This is a genomic window from Aphanizomenon sp. CS-733/32, assembly GCF_028330045.1.
GTDB lineage: Bacteria > Cyanobacteriota > Cyanobacteriia > Cyanobacteriales > Nostocaceae > Dolichospermum > Dolichospermum gracile.
This window is the reverse complement of the sequence record NZ_JAQMSE010000084.1, coordinates 1-23,827: the sequence shown is the minus strand read 5'-3', so window position 1 is coordinate 23,827 and position 23,827 is coordinate 1. Positions and strand designations below refer to the sequence as shown.

General features: G+C 38.5%; 18 protein-coding genes. 10 read left to right on the top strand and 8 right to left on the bottom strand.

All coding sequences use genetic code 11. The features are described from left to right. Window positions 1-95: 95 nt before the first annotated feature. Entirely contained in the window at window positions 96-992 is an 897-nt protein-coding gene (gene lipA, locus PN471_RS06735) for a lipoyl synthase (protein WP_271776181.1), read from the bottom strand. A 502-nt stretch (window positions 993-1,494) separates the two neighbouring features. On the opposite strand from lipA, the gene PN471_RS06730 reads away from it, so the two are divergent. Further along, window positions 1,495-2,067: a response regulator gene (locus PN471_RS06730; RefSeq protein ID WP_271776180.1), complete on the top strand. Its 573-nt coding sequence runs from the start codon at window positions 1,495-1,497 to the stop codon at window positions 2,065-2,067. Window positions 2,068-2,510: 443 nt separating this feature from the next. Here the strand turns inward: PN471_RS06730 and PN471_RS06725 are convergent, their stop codons facing one another. Then, window positions 2,511-4,073: an NAD(P)H-quinone oxidoreductase subunit N gene (locus PN471_RS06725; protein ID WP_271776179.1), complete on the bottom strand. Its 1,563-nt coding sequence runs from the start codon at window positions 4,071-4,073 to the stop codon at window positions 2,511-2,513. A gap of 384 nt (window positions 4,074-4,457) precedes the next feature. On the opposite strand from PN471_RS06725, the gene gndA reads away from it, so the two are divergent. The 3 genes from gndA (at window position 4,458) to PN471_RS06710 (ending at window position 10,169) form a co-directional block, all read left to right on the top strand. After that, on the top strand, window positions 4,458-5,888 hold the full coding sequence (gene gndA / locus PN471_RS06720) for an NADP-dependent phosphogluconate dehydrogenase (protein ID WP_193898928.1): 1,431 nt from the start codon (window positions 4,458-4,460) through the stop codon (window positions 5,886-5,888). Between the two features lie 419 nt (window positions 5,889-6,307). Next, on the top strand, window positions 6,308-8,017 hold the full coding sequence (locus tag PN471_RS06715) for a serine/threonine-protein kinase (RefSeq protein ID WP_271776178.1): 1,710 nt from the start codon (window positions 6,308-6,310) through the stop codon (window positions 8,015-8,017). Window positions 8,018-8,090: 73 nt separating this feature from the next. After that, window positions 8,091-10,169, top strand: a complete 2,079-nt coding sequence (locus tag PN471_RS06710; protein WP_271776177.1) for a serine/threonine-protein kinase — start codon at window positions 8,091-8,093, stop codon at window positions 10,167-10,169. Between the two features lie 242 nt (window positions 10,170-10,411). Here the strand turns inward: PN471_RS06710 and PN471_RS06705 are convergent, their stop codons facing one another. From PN471_RS06705 to PN471_RS06690, 4 genes are all read right to left on the bottom strand, one after another. Continuing rightward, window positions 10,412-10,645 (bottom strand): 2Fe-2S iron-sulfur cluster-binding protein, encoded by a 234-nt coding sequence (locus PN471_RS06705; RefSeq protein WP_442867137.1) that lies wholly within the window; start codon window positions 10,643-10,645, stop codon window positions 10,412-10,414. A gap of 453 nt (window positions 10,646-11,098) precedes the next feature. Then, window positions 11,099-16,186 carry an nSTAND1 domain-containing NTPase gene (locus tag PN471_RS06700; RefSeq protein ID WP_271776176.1) on the bottom strand — a complete coding sequence of 1,696 codons (5,088 nt, stop codon included), beginning with the start codon at window positions 16,184-16,186 and terminating at the stop codon, window positions 11,099-11,101. Then, a complete protein-coding gene (locus PN471_RS06695) occupies window positions 16,156-17,493 on the bottom strand; it encodes a P-loop NTPase fold protein (protein ID WP_271776175.1) in 1,338 nt (445 codons plus the stop codon). Before PN471_RS06695 ends, PN471_RS06700 begins: the two co-directional genes overlap by 31 nt. Window positions 17,494-17,896: 403 nt before the next feature. Further along, window positions 17,897-18,100 (bottom strand): hypothetical protein, encoded by a 204-nt coding sequence (locus PN471_RS06690; RefSeq protein ID WP_193897030.1) that lies wholly within the window; start codon window positions 18,098-18,100, stop codon window positions 17,897-17,899. A gap of 808 nt (window positions 18,101-18,908) precedes the next feature. Here PN471_RS06690 and tatC point away from each other — a divergent pair. The 6 genes from tatC to PN471_RS06660 all read left to right on the top strand — a co-directional run bounded on the left by tatC (window position 18,909) and on the right by PN471_RS06660 (window position 22,655). Continuing rightward, window positions 18,909-19,691 carry a twin-arginine translocase subunit TatC gene (gene tatC / locus PN471_RS06685; RefSeq protein ID WP_271776174.1) on the top strand — a complete coding sequence of 261 codons (783 nt, stop codon included), beginning with the start codon at window positions 18,909-18,911 and terminating at the stop codon, window positions 19,689-19,691. 281 nt (window positions 19,692-19,972) lie between these two features. After that, entirely contained in the window at window positions 19,973-21,010 is a 1,038-nt protein-coding gene (pdhA, locus tag PN471_RS06680; RefSeq protein ID WP_271776173.1) for a pyruvate dehydrogenase (acetyl-transferring) E1 component subunit alpha, read from the top strand. A gap of 216 nt (window positions 21,011-21,226) precedes the next feature. Beyond that, window positions 21,227-21,493, top strand: coding sequence for a type II toxin-antitoxin system ParD family antitoxin (locus tag PN471_RS06675; RefSeq protein WP_271776172.1), 267 nt, complete (start codon window positions 21,227-21,229; stop codon window positions 21,491-21,493). Next, window positions 21,490-21,783 carry a type II toxin-antitoxin system RelE/ParE family toxin gene (locus tag PN471_RS06670; RefSeq protein WP_271776171.1) on the top strand — a complete coding sequence of 98 codons (294 nt, stop codon included), beginning with the start codon at window positions 21,490-21,492 and terminating at the stop codon, window positions 21,781-21,783. Before PN471_RS06675 ends, PN471_RS06670 begins: the two co-directional genes overlap by 4 nt. Window positions 21,784-21,981: 198 nt before the next feature. Next, a complete protein-coding gene (locus PN471_RS06665; protein WP_271776170.1) occupies window positions 21,982-22,251 on the top strand; it encodes a hypothetical protein in 270 nt (89 codons plus the stop codon). After that, window positions 22,242-22,655 carry a type II toxin-antitoxin system VapC family toxin gene (locus tag PN471_RS06660; RefSeq protein ID WP_271776169.1) on the top strand — a complete coding sequence of 138 codons (414 nt, stop codon included), beginning with the start codon at window positions 22,242-22,244 and terminating at the stop codon, window positions 22,653-22,655. Before PN471_RS06665 ends, PN471_RS06660 begins: the two co-directional genes overlap by 10 nt. Before the next feature lie 186 nt (window positions 22,656-22,841). On the opposite strand, the gene PN471_RS06655 is transcribed toward PN471_RS06660, so the two are convergent. After that, on the bottom strand, window positions 22,842-23,366 hold the full coding sequence (locus tag PN471_RS06655; protein WP_271776168.1) for a DUF4351 domain-containing protein: 525 nt from the start codon (window positions 23,364-23,366) through the stop codon (window positions 22,842-22,844). An 82-nt stretch (window positions 23,367-23,448) separates the two neighbouring features. Beyond that, window positions 23,449-23,827: DUF2887 domain-containing protein (locus PN471_RS06650; RefSeq protein ID WP_271776167.1), on the bottom strand; the 379-nt coding region annotated here is incomplete at its 5' end.

The window sequence follows — 23,827 nt, the reverse complement described above, 5'->3', positions numbered from 1 at the left end:
TGGACTCCGGCAGAATTTACAGAACTGGGGAATATAGCCAAGGAAATGGGCTTTAATCACGTCCGTTCCGGCCCCCTGCCCCCTGCCCCCTGCCCCTACTCCTCCCCCGCGTGATAGGAACTGCGAACCAGGGGGCCGGAACGGACGTGATTAAAGCCCATTTCCTTGGCTATATTCCCCAGTTCTGTAAATTCTGCCGGAGTCCAATATTTTTTAACAGGTAGATGATCTAAAGAAGGGCGCATATATTGACCAATGGTGAGGCGATCGCATTTTACAGATCGCAAATCCGCCATAGTCTCAATTAATTCCTCCATAGTTTCTCCATGTCCCACCATCACACCTGACTTCGTAGGAAGCTGATCATTCAACTCCTTAACCGTGGCTAATACAGCCAACGAACGCTCATATTTTGCCCCTCGGCGCACAGTTGGAGTTAACCTACCGACTGTTTCGACATTATGGTTAAAACAAGCCGGTTGAGCCTGAATAATCATGGCTAAACTGTGACGTTGAACTGCCACACCCCCACCACCCCAAAAATCCGATGTCAGCACCTCAATTTGAGTATCGGGATTCATCTGGCGAATAGTCTCCATTGTCCTCACAAAATGACCAGCCCCCCCATCAGCCAAGTCATCACGGGCGACAGAAGTTAATACCACATACCGCAACCCTAAAAGCCGTACTGATTCTGCCACCTTTTGGGGTTCTTCCCCATCCAACGCCATTGGCGCATGACCCTTATCTACCTGACAAAAAGCACAAGCGCGGGTACAAGTTGGACCCATTAATAAAAAAGTCGCCGTTTTTTGGGCGTAGCATTCACCCCGATTTGGACAACGCCCTTCTTCACAAATTGTGTGAATTTGTCGCTGCTTAATGATACGTTGGACAGTAGATATTTCACTGGCTTTGCCAATGGGGCGACGCAACCAGCTAGGCATAGTCATAATTTCTGACTTGATATCAACTTGTTGTGGAGAATTCATATAACGATTTGTTAATTAGGCAAAAAGTAAGAGCGCGTAATGACTATTTACATAGAGGTACTGTAATTCCAGAATATACCCCAAACTGAGAAGTTACCTGAGTTCGACATAAGATAATTTTTGGAAAACTGCCCCAAATATGAGTCTCAAACCCTGATGATCTCGTTGAAAAAATCATAACTCTGTTCGCGTAACGTCTCCGCAGGAGAAACTCCGTTCGCGTAGCGTCTCCGCAGGAGAAACTGCTAACACCGAACTCAGATGAAGTTAGATTCATAAATCTTCCACTACACAGGATATTAGTTGTGTGTAGTCTACACAACTATGATACAAATTGATCAAAACATCAGTGAGAGTTTCCTACAACTCCTGTGATTTCGGAAATTTATGTCATCAAATACTCCTCCCCAATCTAAATAAATTTTGGATATAGTGAGAGAATTCCTAAAAGCAGTCGGCAACCAGCCATCTAAACATAAAATTTTTAGTAGAGTAATCAGTTGTGGCAAGTAACAAAATTTTAGTTATTGACGACACTACCGTTGTCAGGGTAAAAGTACGAGAAATGTTACCACCAGGTAATTTTGAGGTGATAGAAGCCAAGGATGGGTTAGAAGGATACAATCTCATCCTCAAGGAAAAAGTCAGCTTGATCATGCTAGATTTTTTGTTGCCAAAAATGAGTGGTTGGGAGGTTTTCCAGAAAATCCAGGCTCAACCAGAATTGCGGAAAATTCCTTTGGTAATCATGTCAGGACGGAAGGAAGAGGTAACGGAAAAATTTGTAGAGCCATTTGAATATTTTGAATTTTTAGGCAAACCTTTTGATCAAAAGCAACTCATTGGCGCTATCAAGTCAGCAATGCTGAAGTCGAAAAAGGAACGTCCAGACTTAAATACACCCCCAGTTAATCCTGCAAATAAACAACCTGTCCCAGTCGCTATAAATGCCGTAGATTCATCTGCTGAGATCAAATTACTAAATGATAAAATTATCAAGATGCAAGGAGAAATTGATAACTTGAAGAAACAGCTTAATCAAGTTGTGACTTTCATTAAACAGAAAATTAAGTAATTTTCTCTTTGGTAATACCAGATTAAAATGAAACTACATAGAATAAGATTTCAAAAATTATTAACCGCAGATGTACGCAGATAAACACACCTAAAGACGGATGAATTAATAGACATCTCCAGAAAAGATTGTAGAGCCGAGAATCCCTACATGAGGAACGTCTCTACAAGGGTTCTAGGATACGCATATTGAATTTCTGGAGATGTCCAATGAATTTCATAATTCTGTGAAGCCTCACATACAGCGATTTCCAATCATATAAGGTACATCTTAGCCCCCTCATCGCTTGCGGGGAGGGGGTTGGGGGTGGGGTTTTTGTTCCGGGTTTGATGACAATTTGCTGTAAGTTTGGTATTGTTGCTGTTTAACAACAAAAATGGGCAATTGAATATTGAAGACCAGCTTCATTACCAATTACCCATTAGCAATTATTTAGGAATAAATTACAATTCCTGTGACTCGTTATTTGTAATAACACTAACTTGTGTACTGACAACTTTTGCTGCTTGCAACATGGGAGTGTTAGTAACAGAATTGTTAGCTAAAGTGAACAAGGGATTGGATAAGATTCCAGAAATGGTAGTAGCTATTAAAGTTACTATCAAACCCACTTGTAAAGGTCTCAGTCCTGGTAAATCCCAACGCACTTGGGGATAGTTCTTCACCACGTCGGACATTTCTTGAGGTTCTTTGACTACCATCATCTTAACTACACGAATGTAGTAATAGATAGAAACCACACTGGTAATTAAACCGAGTAAAACTAACCAGTAAAGACCAGCTTGCCAACCTGCCCAAAATAGGTAAATCTTCCCAAAAAATCCGGCTAGTGGGGGAATACCACCCAAGGATAAGAGAGAGACACTTAAACCCAGTGTTAAAAGTGGGTCTTTTTGATACAAACCAGAGTATTCAGAAATTTGGTCTGTTCCTGTTCGCAGAGAGAACAATACCACACAGGTAAAGCCGCACAGGTTCATAAACAGGTATACCAGTAGATAGAAAATCATACTGGAATAGCCGGCATCAGTTCCCGCAATTAAGCCAATCATCACAAACCCAGCTTGGGCAATGGATGAGTAAGCTAACATCCGTTTCATGCTTGTTTGAGCTAGGGCGACAACGTTACCCAGTACCATACTCAGCACTGCAAGGGCAGTGAAAACAAATCTCCACTCATCTGCCACCATAGGGAAAACGGTAGTTAAGAGACGGATAGCCAGGGCAAATCCTGCGGCTTTAGAACCAACGGATAAGAAAGCGATAACTGGAGTTGGTGCGCCTTCATAAACGTCCGGTGTCCATTGGTGGAAGGGTGCAGCGGAGATTTTGAAACCAATACCCGCAATTACGAAAACCAGAGCAATTACTAAACCTAGGGATTGACCAACATTTGCTGTAGCGATACCTTGAGCGATCGCACTTAGTTCCGTTTGTCCACCGGATAACCCATACAACAGGGAGACACCATACAAAAACACCGCTGTACTGGAAGCACCAATTAACAGGTATTTCAACGCTGCTTCATTGGAACGGGGGTCACGTTTTGTATAACCTGTCAACAAATAAGAGGAAATACTCAAGGCTTCTAAGGAGATGAAAATCATCACCAACTCATTAGCACCGGATAAAAACATTCCTCCCAAAGTCGCAGTCATCAAAATGGCAATAAATTCGGCTAAAGGCGTACCACTTTGTTCAACGTAGCGAATTGACATTAATATTGTTGACATTGCAGACAGGGCGATAATTCCCCGAAAGACAATACTCAGGTCATCACCATTAAAGCTACCAGTAAAGGCAATGGGGTTAGTTGAATCCCATTGGAAGTATAGAGCAATAATCGCGGCTGTTAAACCGAGGGTAGCTAGATATCCAATCCAGCGTGCAGATGTCCGTCCCAAAATTAAATCAACAATCAAAACCCCCAAGAGGGTAATCATGACGATTCCCTCTGGTAAAATCGTTCCGGCATTTAACTGGGATGCAAAATTAGCAAAATCCATGAGATGTATAGGTTTTAGCGATTAAACATGATTGGCTAACACAAGTTTATTCTATCTATACTTCTGAACTAAAATTGCATTTATCCCTATGTTTTCAACTCGCAGATGCCGATTTGGCATTAAACGTAGCTAATTATACCCATCAAGAAAAACCATCATAATTGATTGTTTATCCTGACTCCTAAACAAACCTATTATTGGTCACAAAAACCTATGTAAAATATTGGCAAACTGTTTATGGCGAACCGACACGGTAATTTCTTAAATTCTTGAAAAACTCTTAATATCTTCTTTAGGAGTGAAGCCAAAATCTCGGACTACCCTTAAAGAGAAAGGATCTGCAAGAGAAAGAGCCAAACCCAAACAAAAGATTTAAACTGAACTATGACACTACAAAGCTTTGGTGTGATTGGATTAGCGGTTATGGGCGAAAATATCGCACTTAACGTAGAAAGAAATGGCTTCCCAATTGCAGTTTACAACCGCTCCCGTGAAAAAACCGATGCCTTCATGGCGCACCGCGCCCAAGGACGGAACGTTAGAGCCGCTTTTAGCCTGGAACAATTTGTCGCCTCATTGGAACGTCCCCGCAAAATTTTGGTGATGGTGCAAGCTGGTAAGCCTGTTGATGCAGTAATCCAACAGCTTAAGCCCTTACTTCAAGAGGGTGATATCATTATTGACGGTGGTAACTCTTGGTTTGAAGACACCGATAGACGCACTCAGGAATTAGAACCCATCGGTTTACGCTATATCGGTATGGGTGTCAGTGGTGGTGAAGAAGGAGCTTTAAACGGTCCTTCCCTCATGCCCGGTGGAACAAGAAGCTCTTATGAATACCTGTCCCCCATTTTCAACAAAATTGCCGCTCAAGTTGATGATGGTCCTTGTGTCACCTACATTGGTCCTGGTGGTTCTGGACACTATGTAAAAATGGTTCACAACGGTATTGAATACGGCGATATGCAGTTAATTGCAGAAGCGTACGACTTACTGAAAAATGTGGCTGGTTTAAGTGCAGCACAACTCCACGAAGTATTTGCTCAATGGAATACAACTGACGAACTCAATTCATTTTTGATTGAGATTACCGCGAATATTTTCCCCTACGTAGATCCAGACACCAAGATTCCTCTCGTTGATTTGATTGTTGACGCAGCCGGTCAAAAGGGAACTGGTCGTTGGACTGTACAAACTGCTTTGGAATTGGGTGTAGCTATCCCTACAATTACAGCGGCGGTAAATTCCCGGATTCTCTCTTCCATTAGAGACGAACGGATTGCTGCCTCTAAGCAAATCACCGGCCCTAATGCTAAGTATGGTGGTGATATTGCCACTTTTGTGAACATGGTGCGGGATGCTCTGTATTGTTCCAAAATCTGTTCTTATGCCCAAGGTATGGCGCTGTTATCCACAGCTTCCAAAACTTACAATTGGGAATTGAATTTGGGCGAAATGGCTCGCATCTGGAAGGGTGGTTGTATTATTCGCGCCGGCTTCTTGAATAAGATTAAGAAAGCATTTGACGAAAATCCCGCTTTACCTAACTTGTTGTTAGCACCTGAATTTAAGCAAACAATTTTGGATAGACAAGCTGCTTGGCGGGAAGTAATTGTGACTGCGGCTAAGTTGGGTATTCCTGTACCTGCTTTTAGTGCTTCTTTAGATTACTTCGATAGTTACCGCCGCGATCGCTTGCCACAAAACTTAACTCAAGCACAACGAGACTATTTCGGTGCTCACACTTACAAACGAACTGACAAAGAAGGATCTTTCCACACTGAGTGGGTTCCCATTGCTGAATCTAAGAAGTAAGACACTTCTAGTTAAGCTTTCAAGTTAGTTATTGCCATTGATTTCGGCAAGATTGACTGTAGGGGCGGGGTATCCCCGCCCTTAATTGTAACTTCATTTTCTGGTAAATATATGGATATAATAAACAACAAAAGCATCTGAGGATAAATACATAATTAAGCCAGCAATAAGTATAGACAGTTTTGATAGTTACTTAATTTTTAAAGAATTACCCGTGAATGTAGTTTTTGCATTGGGATCCAAGTTCGGTGGAAGCGGCTATTAGCGCAGATCAAAAATTTCTTGCTAGTAGTAGCGAGGATGGCACAATTAGAATCTGACAATTACCATAAAGATCTTGGTTTTCAGATGCTAGGGGAACGTAAATTACCTCGTTCCTTGTGTAGCCATTCATAACTCTCCATTCATCTCCCCGGATCATGCAAATATATTGCAGTCAACAACACATAAATAATGGCGGTCATCGTTTTTGTACTCAATGCGGTGAAGCACTACCTTTGACGGTGGGACAAGTTATTGATAATCGTTATGAAATTGCGCGGATATTGGGACAAGGTGGTTTTGGCCGCAGTTATTTAGCGATTGATCGGCAAAAATCTCGAAAAACTTGCGTTTTAAAGGAATTTGCCCCCAATGTTGTCAAACCCCAGGAGTTACAAAAGGCTAAGGAACTGTTTGAACGGGAAGCAAGTGTCCTCAAAAAAATCCAACATCCCCAAATTCCCCGGTTTCATGCTTCTTTTTCCGCCAAAATTGGGACTAAGGATTTCTTCTTTTTGGTGCAAGATTATATTGAGGGTGATAATTATGACCAATTATTTGCACAGCGCCAAGGTCAGAGGAAGTCTTTTCGCGAGGAGGAGGTGATTAATTTATTGCATAATGTTCTGCCTGTGCTAACTTATATTCATTCTTTAGATATAGTTCACCGCGATATTTCCCCGGATAATTTGATTTTGCGCCAAAGTGATAATTTGCCCGTATTGATTGATTTTGGAGGGGTTAAACAGTTACCAGCTTCTCAGGGTTTTTGGCGGACACAACTGGCTGTAAATGCGACTTTGTTGGGTAAGAAGGGATACGCACCAGAAGAACAGTTACTTCAGGGAAAAGTTTATAAAAACAGTGACTTTTATGCGTTAGCGGTGACGGCTTTGGTATTAATCACCGGGAAAGAACCACATTTACTTTATGATAGCTTTAATGGGGTTTGGCTTTGGGGGAAGGAAATTAAGGTGAGTCCCAAGTTAGAGACTGTCTTAAAAAAGATGTTGGCATATAAGCCAAGCGATCGCTATCAAAAAGCCGAACAAGTTATTAAAGATCTACCTTTACCATCTACCTCATCTACACCACAGATTATGCAAACTTCTAACAATAATCCCAATCCCTATATTACTAAGTTGAAAACACAGGTGGTAGCACCAGGAATAAAGCGCGTTCGCAGTATTCATGGTGGTGTCCACAATCAGACAAGTTTGTTTGTTCAGAAAATACCCATGCCAAAATGGTTGCGGCCTTTTATGGTCAGCTTTATTATGACTACGGTAATGTTGTCAACAGGTGCGGGTATGTTTGCTTTAGGAAATTTTGCAGTTAAGGGAATAACCTCAATTAAATTTCCGCAAGTTGAACTTCCCAAAATCCCATCTAAGTATGATTATGAAGATGAAAGAAATCAAGCTAATCGCACTATTCAACAGGTGTTTAGTCGTCTACAACAGTTAGAAATTGCTCCCATATTTTTTACTAACACCGTTAATGAAGTTTTTTATGCCGAAAACCCAGAACTAAACAACCGTAAGTTAACTCAAAACCCCGAAGACGCAGCTTTGAGATCACAATGGAATGGTATAGCTAATAAGTTATTAAATAATCTAGAAAAGGCTAATTTAACTGAACCTGCTAGAAAGAAAATAGGTAGTTATAGTCAACAGGATTCCCAACGCTGGGAACAGTTAGCTAAAGCGGGAAAATTAGGTAATTATAAATCTTTTCAGGATTTATGCGCAGATACATATCAAACTTTTGATTCCTTGTTTCCTGTCCAAGAACGTGGCAAACTAAATCAAAAAACCTTTCTACAAATCTGGTATGCGATCGCATCTGATAAAGTAGAAAATAAGTAATTGGTAATAGGTAATGGGTAATTTGTCAGAACTGACAACTGACAACTAACAACTGACAACTGACAACTGACCAATGACTAATATATACTGTTCTCAAGGGCATAAAAATCCGTCGGGTAGTAGGTTTTGTCTCCAATGTGGAGACAGAATTGGCAGCGTACCGACATCTGGAAATCAAGGTATTCAAGCGGGACAAACTTTAGGCGATCGCTATGTTATTATTCGACAAATTGGTCAAGGAGGATTTGGCAAAACTTACTTAGCAGAAGACCTGAACCGCTTTCGAGAAGCTTGTGTTTTAAAAGAATTTTCTCCCCAGGTACAAACTCCCTACATTGTCCAAAAAGCCGAAGAACTTTTTCAGCGAGAAGCAAGTGTACTTTACAAATTACAACATCCTCAAATTCCCCGATTTCGGGAACTATTACGCATCAACTTAAAAGGGAAAGAAAGTCTTTTTCTAGTTCAAGATTATATAGATGGTGAAACTTATAATTCCTTATTAAATAATCGGCAAAAACAAGGTTTAAAATTCACAGAAATAGAAATCCGCCAATTATTACAGCAAATTTTACCAGTATTAGAATATATTCACGCCCTGGGGGTGATTCATCGTGATATTTCTCCTGATAATTTAATGCTTCGGAGTAGTGATAAATTACCAGTATTAATTGATTTTGGAGGTGTTAAACAAGTAGCCGCCACCGTCGCCTCTCAATATTACCAAACAGGGGGAATAGCATCTCCCACAAATGGCACTTTGTTAGGAAAAATAGGATTTGCACCCCCAGAACAGATGCAAACTGGTATGGTGTCCACCCACAGTGACTTATATGCTTTAGCCGTCACAGTTTTAGTTTTACTGACAGGTAAACAACCCCAGGAATTAATTGATACTTATAATTTTACTTGGCAATGGCGACGGGAAATCAGACTCAGTTCCGCGCTGGGAGAAATCATAGATAAAATGTTATCACCAATTGCCAGCGATGCCTACGGCGGGTTACACCAACGCTATCAAACCGCCCGTCAAGTTCTCCAAGTCCTCAATCCTCAATCTGTTAGCTATCCGCAAACTCAACCCCCCACATCTGCTACAGTTGCTATTTCTCCCCCGAAAATCCCCGTTCCTGAACCCTTGATGATTCCCACTCCTCCCCAACCAGGTATTTGGACGGGAAAAAATGTTTTGATTCTCGTTTTTGTCCTGACTATTGGGAGTTATTTATATTGGCAAAAACTTAAAACCCCTACCAACAATTTACAGGGAAATAACCCGGTAATTTTACCCAGTCCCCATTCCACCGAAACAGCAAAAACAGAAGTAACTTTTTCACCGGAAGAAAGACAACGCAAACAAAAATTGAGCATTCTCCGTGAAGAATTAGATATAAATTATCAATTTTATGTTAAGCTGGTGAACCAACTTTTCCGCGAAAAATATCCCAATTTAAAGGGGCGTATTCTGAGTGATAATCCAGAAGATGAAAATTTAAGGGCAGAATGGGATCAAACCGCCGCCGAAGTCCTAGAAAAGCTATCAGCCCTCACTTCTGACTCCCGCCGTCAACTGGGAAATTATACTGGGGATGAACCCACCACATGGAAAGCTCAAATCAATCAAATCAACGTTGGTAGTCGGTCTTTATATGATTTAGGTGATGCAGCTTTTTTCAGTGAATTTCCCGAACAAAAGAGTAAAAGTTTTATTAAACAACCCATTGGACAAGTTTGGTACGCATTTGTCAATGATCAACTTAACGCCATTCTTGACAAAAGCATATTGCAAACAATAGTCTTTCCTGAAGGTACTACAGGTAAAACAGTGAGTGGAACTCTCCAACCAGGAAAAGGTAAAGTTTTTATCGTTGGACTAGCCAAAGATCAAAATATGGAAGTGAAACTAGAAGCAAATTCCAAAGTTTTACTCTCAATTTATTCCCCCTCTGGGAAAAACCCATTACTACAAGACTCTCAAACACGGACGATATCTGCAACATTACCAGAAAAAGGATTTTATGAATTTGTTGTTGTTTCCACAGCCTCAGAATCCGTAGATTATCAACTTACCCTAACCGCAGAAAATCCCCCAGAACCCGAACCAACAGAAGAACCAACTCTCACAGAAACACCTACACCCGAAAGTAATTAGGGCTTGCTGAAAAAGTTGTCTGTGAGGGCTAGGAGTCAGGAGTCAGGAGTCAGGAGTCAGGAGGAAGAATTAGAAGAAGATAAGAATAGTATTAAATCTGGTAAAGTGATAGTGTATTAAATAGCACAATCCTTGACAAGAAACCATTGCTAGACATACTATATACCTATTTTGCTTATATACAGACTTGTTTCTTCTTTGCGCCTTTGCTTCTTAGCATCTTTGCGCGAAACAAAACATAATTACCAAGTTGGATCACTAAAAAGATGCACCGTCAACTTCTCCTTTCCCGGTGGAACTGCGGTAATACAAGCCCGAATAACTTCCCCATCATCTAACTCGACAGTACAAGCGTGACAAGTCCCCATCAGACAACCCGTAGGAATTGATACCCCAGCCCGTTCCGCGACATCTAACAAAAGTTCTCCCACCTCAGCATTGACAGTAATATCATCTGGTAAAAAATTAATTTGCATAGTTATAACGGGTTTTGATTACTTAAAAAAATAGTTAAAAAGAGTAATTACGAATTATGCTCCTAAGTAGGTGAACACAATAAAACCAATCTGTGTAAAGAAACGTAAAATCGCCCAAACCCTCTTCACTCTTGCCTTGCCATAACGACGATTTTCAATGCTAACCTACTTAACCAGCAATTCTCATTTTAAGGTTTCATGACATTTTAATCCTTACATTCTGATGGTTTTACAATTCTTAACGAATCCGGAGATGTGCCTCCAGCAAAGTCAGAATCGCGGATTATAGGGATTAAAAGATTGGGCGGATTAGGTTGTTTGCTATGATAAAAGGCACTAAAATCCGTGAAATCAGCGCAATCCGTCTAATCCGTGATTCAGACATTTTTCCCCGCGTAATACATATAATCCGCAATTCTAACCTGATTTTTTTCAAAATGAGAATTGCTATACTTAATCATTTTCACACAAAGTGCGATAACTTTGCTCTTTATAGCCATCTTTTCTAGTCATAGTTGAATTATACAATAGATAATCTTTTAAAATATGGCAATTACTTTTCAATAAACTTTCTAATTTAACATCTGGCAACTTCCGTAAAATTACATTATCTTTATCAGTACCAGCAGCCAATATTTGACCATCTGGACTAAAACTAACACTACTCAACTGTTCAGAATCACCTTTTAACATCATCAATAAAACACCTTCTCGGTTCCACAACCTGAGTTTATTATCACTGCTTACTGCGAGAGTTTGACCATCTGGACTAAAGTTAACACTAATAAAACCATCACCATACCCCATCAGAGTTTTTTGTAATATACCATTCTCACCCCAAATTTTAACCGTACTATCAAGACTAACTGAAGCTAATAATTTACCATCAGGCGACCATGCTACACCATTTACCCTGCGAGTATGACTAGTTAAATTTTTGACAATTTCCCCATTTTTTGCCCATATTTTTACTGATTTATCATCACTAGCAGAGGCTAGAAATTTACCATTAGGACTAAAACTCACCCAATTAACAGCATCAGTATGGCCATTTAAAGTTTTAAGTAAAGTCCCATCTCGCCTCCATAATTTAATTGTTTTATCCTTACTAGCAGAGGCGATAATTTTACCATCAGGCGACCACGCCACAGCTAAAACTATATCAGTATGACCATTTAAAGTTTTGAGTAAAGTCCCATCTCGACTCCATAATTTAATTGTTTTATCCTTACTAGCAGAGGCGATAATTTTACCATCAGGCGACCACGCTACACCCCACACTTGATCATTGTGACCCGTGAATATTTTTAGTAATTTACCATCTCGATTCCAGATTTTTATTGTTTTATCCAGACAACCACCAGCAATAGCATGACTATCAGGACTAAAACTAATACTTGTCACCCAATCATCATTAGTTTGGGAATGATGCAAATTCAGACTATTCCAACGCCATAAAATAATATTTTTATCCCTACCAGCAGATGCTAGAGTTAGTCCATCAGGGCTAAAACTGACACTATTTACCCAACTATTATGCCCTCTGAGAGTTTCTAGTAAATTACCGTCAAGACTCCAAATTTTAATTGTTTCATCCATACTCGCAGATGCCAGAGTATGTCCATCATTACTAAAATCAACACTAATAACACCGCTGCTGTGTCCAGAAAGAGTTTTGAGTAATTGACCTTCTCGACTCCATAATTTGATTTTTTTATCCATACCAGCAGAAGCAAGAATTCCACTATTAGGAGACCAAGCTATAGCGACAACAGCATCTTTATCCCCCGATAAAGTTTTGAGTAACTGACCTTCTCGACTCCACAATTTTATTGTTTTGTCAGCACTACTAGAAGCAAGAATTTTACCATCACCAGACCAAGCTACAGCTAAAACCGCATCTTTATGACCTACTAAAGTTTTGAGTAGCTTACCTTCTTGACTCCACAATTTTATAGTCTGATCTGTACTAGCAGATGCGATAATTTTTTCATGAGGATGAAAACTGACACTATTTACTACAGATGTATGACCAAGTAAAGTTTTTAGGAGTTTACCTTCTCGATTCCACAGTTTAATTGTTTTGTCTTGACTAGCAGAAGCTAACATTTGACTATCAGGTGACCAAGACACACTATTTACCACATCGTCATGTCCTGATAGAGTCCTTAATAAAATCCCACGAGGATTCCAAAGATTAATTGTTGTATCTGCACTAGCTGAAGCTATTAAAGATCTATCAGCACTAAATGTCACCATTCTCACCCCCGATAAATGACCTTCTAAGCGGTTACGTTCTTTGACTCCATAAACCGCTTGATACAGTGCAGTTAATACCTTTTCTTGAGTAAAAGTATTTCTCCATAGAGTTTTTTTCAATTTTCTTCCTGCTTTTAAACTTTCTTTAAGAGCATCAATACCTTTTTCAGAAGCAAATAAAGCCTCACTAGACGCACTTAGGGTTTTCATTTCACTATCTGTGGACGTAATCACAGAAGTAGCTAAGCCAAACATAGCAATAATAGAAGCTGTTAAGGCTATTTTGAGGGCAATATTTAATCTAATCGCACTCAACCGTTGTTTTTCTTGGCTGTCGGTTAATTTTGCAATCAATTCTTTTTCTTTTAATTCTGTTCGCAAATGTTCAATTTCCGTTTGACTTTCTTCTTCTCGCTTGCGTAATTCTCGTAATTCTGCCAGTAAATTATCTGCTTGTTGATGTTGGATATGTTCTAAACTAACACCGGTTTGAGTTTTTCTTAATTCACATTTAAGACGCTCAATTTCTTGATAGCTATTTCTAACTTTATCCCGTAATGTATTAATTTGTGTTTGCAATCCAGATTCTTGTTGTTGTAAATAACGGATTAAGCTGACTAAATAATCATGAATTAATTGATAGCGTTCGGGAACATTGGGAAATATCACAACTAACCCAGAGCGAATTAAAATATCTAAAATTAACTCTAATTTACTAGGGTCTTCCAACTCTGAGAGTTCTAATGTTAACTCTGCGCGGGTTTTAAAAGGTCTTTTGTTATTATCATCGGTTAATAAGTATAAAACTAGGAGCGCAGCTCGTTCGTTTTCTTTGCCACATTCTTTAATTAATTCTTGAATATATGTTTGAATTAACTTATTGGGACGATAGGGTTCATACTGTGCAAGCGTAGTAATATATTTATCTTGTAATTGTGCGCCTACCAACTGCAATTCTATTGGACGAACTTCACCCAGTTCTGAAGACAAATCTGCAACCAAAGCATCAATCAAATCTGGTTCTAATTTGAGTTGGGATTGATAATGTAAACGTTCAGCTAACTTTTGAATGATTTTTCTGGCATTGTCAGGAGAAAAGTTGTTCAGTTGATAACGAATATTTTTATCAAGAATATTATTATTAATTGCATCAATTGATGAGAGATGTCTAAAATCTAGAAGGCGATGTAAATAATCTTCGCGCAAAGTTAAAATAACTTTCACAAAAGATATACCTAAACAATTACTAATAAATTGATCAAATGCTTGTTTTTCGTGAAAATCTGTATAACCAAAGAAAAATTCTTCAAATTGGTCAAAAACCAAAACTGTAATTAAATGATTATCTGCATTTTCTCGTAATTGTTGTAAAATGTCATTAGCAGTGGTCAGAGGGCAAAACTTAGATCGAGATTCTGTTTCAATGGCTGATGGTTTCCCCATTTCTAACATAGCTTTGGTAAAAGATTTTCCTAATTCTCCTAACCAATCTCTATAAACTTGGAGGACAACTGGTACAGGAATTTGATCACCAATAGCGCGGTTTTGTAGTGCGGGAACTAAGCCAGCCGTAACGGTAGAACTTTTGCCAACACCTGACTGTCCATGAATAACTATTAATTTTTGGTCTGCACGACTAATTCTGCCAATTAAGTGATTAACATCAGATTCTCTACCAGAAGCGGCAATTTCTAAGGCTATACTATTACTACCAAATGTAGATATTAAAGTGGGGTTGGTGACTTGCCTTTGAGGTTGTAACCGTCCAGCCCCAATAAAGGGGACAAAACCATATTGTTGTTCTACAGACCGAAGTTTTTGTTTAATAATATAGGCTTGCAGATAGTGTCCTATTTCAAAGTATAATGATCTTAAATTATGTAATAAGCGAATATAACGATGGGCATCATATTGATGTTCACTGTTTTCTAAAGCTGATGACAGTTGTTGAGATGCCGTACTTATATATTCTTTTGCTACTGTTATTTGTCCGAGATGATTGAGGGCTTTTGCTAAAGTTAATAAATAAATTTGTTCTAAGATCAGAGGAAATAAATAATGATTTGATTCTGGGTGTTTTTTTTCTGTTTCCAATTGTAGTAATGATATATGCGCTAAAATACTAGCTTGTATCCAGTTTGAATTATGTACGGCTACCTGCGCTAAAAAACCATAATCACAAGCTAGTTGAATTTTTCGACCATATATTTGATGTAATTCTAGGGATTTTTTAGCGACGACTTCTAATGCTGCCCATGATTTTAAACTATATAAGACTTCTAATAGTTGTTCAATAAATTCTGAAACTAAATCTATCCGTCCAGCGATTTCAAATGTTTGTAAACATTGCTGAAAATATGTTTTAGCTGATTGCCAATATCTTTCTCTCGACTTAGAGTTTTGTTCGGCAAGACGACAGCAACATAATCCAATATAAAATAATAAGATGGATTGTTTTAAAAGATCGGCATAGGATGAATTAGATAATTCTGCTGTTCTACTAGTTGCATATTCTGTTAGCTCTAAATCTTCTTGATAACGCCAAAAACACAAACTTTTCTGAAAGTTATTTAAGGCAGAATCAATCCGATTATTGACATAATCATCTATGCCAAAAATAAATTCTAACCTAGCATTTAATTCTGCTTCGATTCCAATCCCCCTATCGTATAATTCTTGAATTGCATAATGCAGTTGATCACTGCTAATCCATACTTGTTCTAAGGTGATAGGATTAGTTTGAGCATAATTACTTTGTAAAACTCTCGTAAATAAATCGTCGGTTTCTTGGTGGAGAAATTCTAGTAATCCAATGGAAGTCATTTCAAATCTAATTGGTGTAGCTGCCCAACTAGCAAAATCGGGAGCTAACCGCAGGATTTTTTGTAAAACTTCATCATTTACCCAAAAAATTATCGGGATTTGATAGCGTTTACGAAATTCATCTCGGACTTGATTAATGGAACGCAGGAGATCATCTATGCCATAGATTGATTCAAACCCCATAATCATTAATCCAGCGGGTTGAGCGATGGTAATCTGTGATTGAATTATTGTATATAAACTTGTAGTATTTTTATCTAAAAAAATACTTTGAATGCGCTCATTTCCCCAACCATTGATTGCTAGTTGCCGCTGGATAATATCTCGCAGAAATTTGTAGTTACAGCATAGTAAAATAACTGAAAACTGATTTTTAGAAAAGGTAATTGCTCTTTCTAAACTACGTAGAGACTGTTGATTAGCAGCGATTATATTCTCTGCTTGCTGTCTTTTAAGCATAATTTAAATTTCTCTATCTCTGCTAAAACTGGGTTGAGTGCAAACCAAACTCCTTGATGATCACGATATTCAAATACGAATAAACTGCGTAATAAAATATCGTACTCTACATTGCCTCTAACTCGTTGATCTTGAATTACTTGAAAGATTAATTCACTTTCTTCCATATCAATGGCGTTAGCCCGGTAATCTCGTTGTCTTTGAATGACTAATTCCACACATTTGTGATCAAAAGGTGGATCTTGTTCCCGCAAACAGTCAAATAGTAATCCTAATAAGTCGCGGACATGACCACCACTAATCAGACATAAACGATCCAGAGTTGCCAAATTATCAAATAATTGAGTAGCTAAATTTAAGCGATCGCCTGGTAAGATATCAGGAAAGGCTCTGGCTAATACCATTTGGCGCATTAATCCGAGTCCTACGCTATTAATTTCTCCACAACGTTGACGTACGGGAATCATCGGTAATACTTTTGGTGCGACTCCGCCTCCTAAACGATGCTGTAGTTGGGCGCTATCATTGGAAAATGTCAGAGCCAAGGGAATTGTGTAAACTATATGACAATTTAATCTTCTTAATTGTTCTCCTCGATCAATGAATAAGTATTCGGGGAGCGATCGCCCAGAAGGTAAAGGACGCACCGCCACCCTATCCAAGTTATCCACAATCACCACCAATCCCTTCTTACCCCTGGCTTTTAGCTCCAAATTAGCCCGGTCTAACAGTTCTTTATTAATTGATTGTAAGATATTCTCTGTGCGTGGTTCTAGATAGTCTCTTAACCGTCTGCGTAACTGAGGACTTTCCTTAGTTTTCGCCGTAATTTTGGCAATTCCTACAGATAATTCGGCTTCTACTCCCAATTCTAAAGGCGTTTGCAGAAAATCTACCAACTCCCCAAACAACTTAGTAAAGTAACTAGGTTGGACACGCAGCTTCATCGCTTCCAAGTCTTGACTCACCAAACCAGCGATCGCTAACAGAATATCTGTAACATCTATATCTACCATTTCTAAAACATGGGTAGACTCAAAATAGACAACATGAAAATCCTGCGCTTCCAAATCAGCCTTGAGTCTTAATAATTCCGTAGATTTTCCACAGCCCAAATGTCCTGTAAATAACTGACAGGTTGGCGTATTTGGAGAGATCTTAGTAATAGTCCGCAGCAGAGCTTCAATGATCTTTCCACCCCGGACTGAAGTGAAATCAATATAATACATCCGGTCGTCTACATTCTCAATCATCAAGGGACGGGAAGGATTACAAGCCTGATAAAATCTTTCTAAATTAAGAACCATAAAAAATTCAATTCACGCTGTAATAGTCACAACATCATCTGTCACAATCTCTTTTACAACGGAAGACCAGACATATCCGCAATAACTTGGTATAGAAACACAACTAATTTTATCTTTTTCTTTACAGGAATATCCAACCCAGTCCTCAGAACAATTTAACTGTATCAAAATTTACACTGATAACATAAAAAAGTAGGGGCGGGGTTTCCCCACCCTGAATTGCATTGCATCCAACTGATAACCGCCACAACAATTAAATCACTCCCTCTACAGAAGCTACCCAAAACAGAATATTCAAAGTTGGTAAAAAACTTGATGTTCTGACAAATCTAGTCAAACCTAATTACGTAGCTTCAATTGCAATTATTACAGAAATATCCGGTAAGTGTAAATTCCTCGCATATTAATCCCTGCATCTACCCCTACGAATACAATCACCTAATTGCTCATCTCTAGCAGACATATCCGCCACTAACTGTGATTGAGTATAATTTCCGACTCTTGCCCCTACATTTTCCATGGACAGCTTGTTCCCTGCAAAACAAGCACTGGAATTGTACAGATAGACCGACAATACCATTAGTCCTAAACTAATTGTTGTTTTCATATCAAAATTCAATTCAGAATGCTATTGCGTAATCAACAACATCATCTTGATCAATTGTGAAAACTTATGAATCAGCTAATGGTTCTTAAAATTGCCATAAAAAACCTGCCCGTAGCATCAAACAAGACACCACAAACAATGCAAACTTAAAGAGCATTAGCATATTCTGTCTATTCATGACAAAGATTAATCTAGACTAGTCTTGGACTTTGCCAGACTACATCTTTGATTTATCTCAGAATGAATAAACAAGTTGTTTTCCTAATTAATTCACAAATCCAGATTTAGATCCATGACTGCTAGATTAACTCCTACCCCCCTGGTAGAGTTAATTTAGCCACAAGATAACGTTCTTTCCATCTATACAAATTCTCTGAGAAAAACCCGGACAAAAAAATCTTTTTTTGACCAGAAACAAAAATAAATATTATCCGTCATCAAATAAAAACCTAATCTAAAACACAGTTGCATCTACTCACCAGGGGAGATTATTTCTTCGTAATCATGAAAAAATCAATCATCACAAGCCATATAGCTAGTTAATATTTTCCTGGCTCATACTGAGTTATCAATTACTACTTATTTATTAAGTAGTAATAAGTTAATCATGCTCGGAAAAATTATTGTAATAATTAATACTTCTAAAGAAAATAATTATAAATACAAAAATAAAATTTAAAGATATAAATATTACCAAGAATAAATACAGTCATTTTCCTGACTCACTGACAACTTCAAGAGTTTTCAGACCTATTCCCTATAGAATAGTGAACAAAGATTGCCTAATAGATTCCCACTCCTCTTACTCATGACCTCTTCACAAGACGTAGATACAATCAAATCCCCTAACTCAGACCCAGAACCATCTATTAACCCCCTAGATGAATTACCAGGTGAAGTAGAAATGTCCATTTTTGACCACCTGGAAGAGTTGCGACAAAGAATTTTCTATTCCCTCATAGTAGTGGTAGTGGGTATTATCGGTTGTTTTATCGTAGTTAAACCCCTAGTCCAGCTACTAGAAATTCCTGCTCACGGCGTAAAATTCCTGCAATTAGCCCCCGGAGAATTTTTCTTTGTCTCTATGAAAGTTGCCGCTTATGGTGGTTTAATCCTGACCACACCCTTCATTCTTTATCAAATCATTCAATTTGTACTTCCTGGTCTCACCGTGCGCGAACGGCGGTTAGTCATTCCCGTAGTGCTAGGTTCAAGCATATTATTTGTATGTGGCTTAATTTTCGCCTACACTGCACTCATCCCTGCCGCATTGCAATTCTTCATTAACTATGGTGCTGATGTCGTAGAGCAACTTTGGTCAATTGACAAATATTTTGATTTTGTGCTGTTATTGTTATTCACCACAGGACTGGCATTTCAAGTTCCCGTCATTCAAATCTTGCTGGCCACCTTGGGAATCGTTTCCTCAAAAATCATGTTAAAGGGCTGGCGTTATGTCATCATGGCAGCAGTAGTATTAGGAGCAATACTCACACCTTCCACCGACCCTCTCACCCAAAGTCTTTTAGCAGGTGCAGTTTTAGGACTATACTTCGGTGGAATCGGACTGGTGAAACTCACAGGGAAATAATTGTCAGTGGTCAGTGGTCAGTTGTTCGTTGTTGGTTGCTGCAAATAATTATCATATCTGCGTCTATCCGCGCTCATCTGCGTTCAATTATTCTTAAAATCTTATTTCATGCAGCTTCATTCACTCAATTGTTAATCCCTATGCAGAAAGACAGTTATCCTGATTGTTACCATATAAAATAGGTTTTGATAAATTAATTTTGTCAACGCCGGCTAATTTATAGCTAACGTAAACAAAGACAAACTTAACTTTAACTTTTACAATAGGAATACTTCACCAGCATGGCTCAAGAGCGCACATTACCCGCATTTAATACCGCCACAGTCCAAATCACTAAAGAAGAAGGACTAGGCTTATATGAAGATATGACATTAGGACGTTTATTTGAAGATAAATGTGCCGAAATGTACTATAGAGGAAAAATGTTTGGATTTGTCCACCTCTACAACGGACAAGAAGCAGTTTGTAGCGGCATTATTAAAGGTGCAATGCGTCCCGGTGAAGACTTCGTTTCCAGTACCTACCGTGACCACGTTCATGCTTTGAGCGCCGGAGTCCCCGCCCGCGAAGTTATGGCAGAATTATTTGGTAAAGCCACAGGTTGCAGCAAAGGGCGCGGTGGTTCAATGCATATGTTTTCTGCTGAACATCGTTTACTAGGTGGTTATGCTTTCGTAGCGGAAGGTATTCCTGTGGCTGCTGGTGCGGCTTTCCAATCTAAATACCGTCGAGAAGTGTTGGGAGACAAAACCGCCGACCAAGTAACCGCTTGTTTCTTTGGTGACGGCGCTGCTAACAACGGTCAATTCTTCGAGACATTGAATATGGCAGCTTTATGGAAATTGCCGATTCTTTTTGTGGTAGAAAATAATAAGTGGGCGATCGGTATGGCTCACGAAAGAGCAACTTCCCAACCAGAGATATACAAAAAAGCCAGTGTGTTTAACATGGTGGGTGTGGAAGTGGACGGAATGGATGTTTTAGCCGTGCGTCAAGTGGCACAAGAAGCCGTAGCCCGCGCCCGTGCTGGTGAAGGTCCAACTTTAATCGAAGCCATGACCTATCGCTTCCGGGGTCACTCTCTCGCTGACCCAGACGAACTCCGCAGCAAGGAAGAAAAGGAATTTTGGTTCGCCCGTGACCCGATTAAAAAGTTAGCTGGTTATTTGCTGGAACAAAATCTCGCCACAGAAGCAGAATTGAAAGATGTGGAAAAGAAAATTCAGGCTGTAATTGATGAAGCTGTGAGATTTGCTGAAAGTAGTCCTGAACCAGATCCTAGCGAGTTATATCGCTTTATTTTTGCGGAAGACGTTTAATTTGGGGACTGGGGACTGGGGATTGGGTAATCAGGGAAGGTATGATTTTTTTTCACGCAGAGGCGCGGAGGCGCAGAGAGTAAGAGTTTGAGCATAGGGGTATGCACTCTTTGTGAGAGCCAGTCAGCAAATCTCCCCTAGGGGCGGGGTTTCCCTGCTCTAGATTGTATTGTATCAAGGTTTATAATGAAAATTATCAGTTATAGGAAATAGACAATGAATATTACCCTAAAACCAGAACAAGAACAGTTTATTCAAAACCAGTTAGCTCAAGGGAGATTTCCTAATGCTGAAGCTGTAATTAATCAAGCTCTACAACTTTTACAAGAAAAACAACGAGAATATGAAGACTGGGTAGAAGATGTGAGAGTTAAAGTTAATGAAGCCGCAGCAGAATTAGAAAGAGGGGAAGGAGTTCCTTTAGAAACAGTTGTTGAACATATACAGGCAAAATTTCGTCATGCGCGTGAGGAGAAAAAATGAATCAATGTTTGATTTCACCTCTAGCAATTCGAGATTTAGACAGGATTTCTGAATACTTTTTAAACAGAAATATTGAAGCGGGAGAAATTCTCTTTCAAGATTTCACAAAAAAGTGCGAAAATTTACTGCAATTTCCTAACATGGGACGCAGTTACGAATATATAAGACAGGGAATGCGTGGACTTCCTTTCAATGGTTACATCATTTTTTATCAAGTTGTTGATAATAATATTGAAATTCTTAGAGTCGTAAATGGTCGTCAAGATTTAGAAGCTTTATTTGCAGAATAGATAGGTTATGAACTGAGAATTTTGATCATTAATCAAATAATATCCAAAAAATTACCCCCATCACAAACATCCTCATATCCGAAAAACCTCAACCCAAACCTAAAATCCTGTAAATCCTCAAATCCTGGACATCCTGATTCTGACAAATTAATTGTTACGATATAATAATATAATCAATTCCCATCAGGAGTAAAAGCCATGACCATGAAAGAACTGATTCAAGCAGAAATTGACAAAATACCAGAACAAGAACTCAATAACCTTTATCAATGGATAAAAGAATTTAGTGGTAAAATAAATAATATGAAGCATTCAAAAACCTTGGAAACTTCAGACAAACATCTTTCTAATTCCTATCCTTACCATGATTTAGATTATCTTGCTGGAACATGGACAAAAGAAGATGAAACTCAATTCTTACTTAATACGCGACAATTTAATGAAATTGATCAAAAGTTATGGCAATAAAATCAATATTACTAGATACTAATGCTTATACTGCTTTTAAACGTAATCAAAATGAAGCAGTTACAATAATTGCAAATGTAGATATTATTGCCATCAATTCTATCATCCTTGGAGAATTACTAGGAGGTTTTGCATTAGGAAATAAACCAGAAATTAATCGTTATGAATTAGATAAATTTATGGAATCTCCTAGAGTAAAAATATTTCCGGTAGATAAGAAAACATCAGAATATTATGCTCTCATTTATTCTCAATTGAGAAAAAAAGGAAACCCTATACCTACTAATGATATTTGGATTGCATCTACAGCAATTCAACATGATTTAATTTTATTTACCTATGATAGTGATTTTGAAAATATAGAAAATTTAAAATTAGGTAGTTGTTTAGCAGATTTTATTTAGGAGTCATATAGCGATCATATTTGATTTGTAACCGATAAGGGTTTCAGATCCCCGACTTCTTCGAGAAGTCGGGGATCTCTGTGTTCAAAAATCAAATAGGAGTCCTATAATTTATCATTATACTTTAAACCCACATCCTGTGAATCCTCAAATCCTGGACATCCTGATTCTGACAATTAAATAAACTTACTTGTCTATCTCAGATTCTAACCATGTTTCCAAATCACTAATATCTGTAAAATCCAACAATGCTTCTCCTAGCTTTTCCAGTTGTTCTATGTTCAGACTTTTGATGTTTTCGACGTAAACATCTTTTAACTTTCCAAATCTTCTCGATAACTGACGTATCACTAAGATCATCTCACCATTCTGCCTACCTTCTTCTCTACCTTCCTGCTTTGCTTCTTGATAAACTCTTGTTTGCTTAATATCACTCACTAAAAACATTGCTTCTATCTCCTGACGGCTTAATTGTGAAAATTTGGACAATAAAACAGTCTCTAACAATTCTATAATACCTTGTTTTTCTCTGTGATTCTCAACTTCTGTCTTAGTTCTATCCAAAAGGGTTTTCACTAATTCTGGTGCTTGTGTTTCCTTACTGACAATTAACTCAATTAACCCCATCCCAATTGAACCCGGTGGTAATTCATCTAAATAAATTCGTTTAATTCTCCCACTATTCATCAATTCTTGTTGATAAGCAGTCAATTCTCCTACATCTAAGAGGATGTTTGAAAAGTTTCCGGCGATTAGAAATCGCTACTACACAAACAAAGTCCACCTGCGTGGACTAACGAAAAATCAAGGCTTTTGAACCCACGAAGGTGGGTTCCGTCTGTGTAGCTGCGACTTCTAGTCGCCCTTGCAAGTAATAAATTAGACTTTTCAAACACCCTCTCCGTTTCGCAAATAATGCTACCCCTTGCCAATCTTGTACAGGTTTAAATTGATTGAGATAAATGTTGATTTCGGCGATTAATTCCCAGTAAAAATCCGGTTTTAGTTGAAACTGCACTTCTACAAAATAAATGGGTTTTTCTGGACTATCTGCTATAAAAATTCCATCAAACCGAAATGCTTTTTCTTTCACTTCCACAGAAGTAAATTGATAATCTTTGGCATTTTCTGTAGGTTCACCCAGGATTTCAAATAAGAGGGTGTGAAAAGTT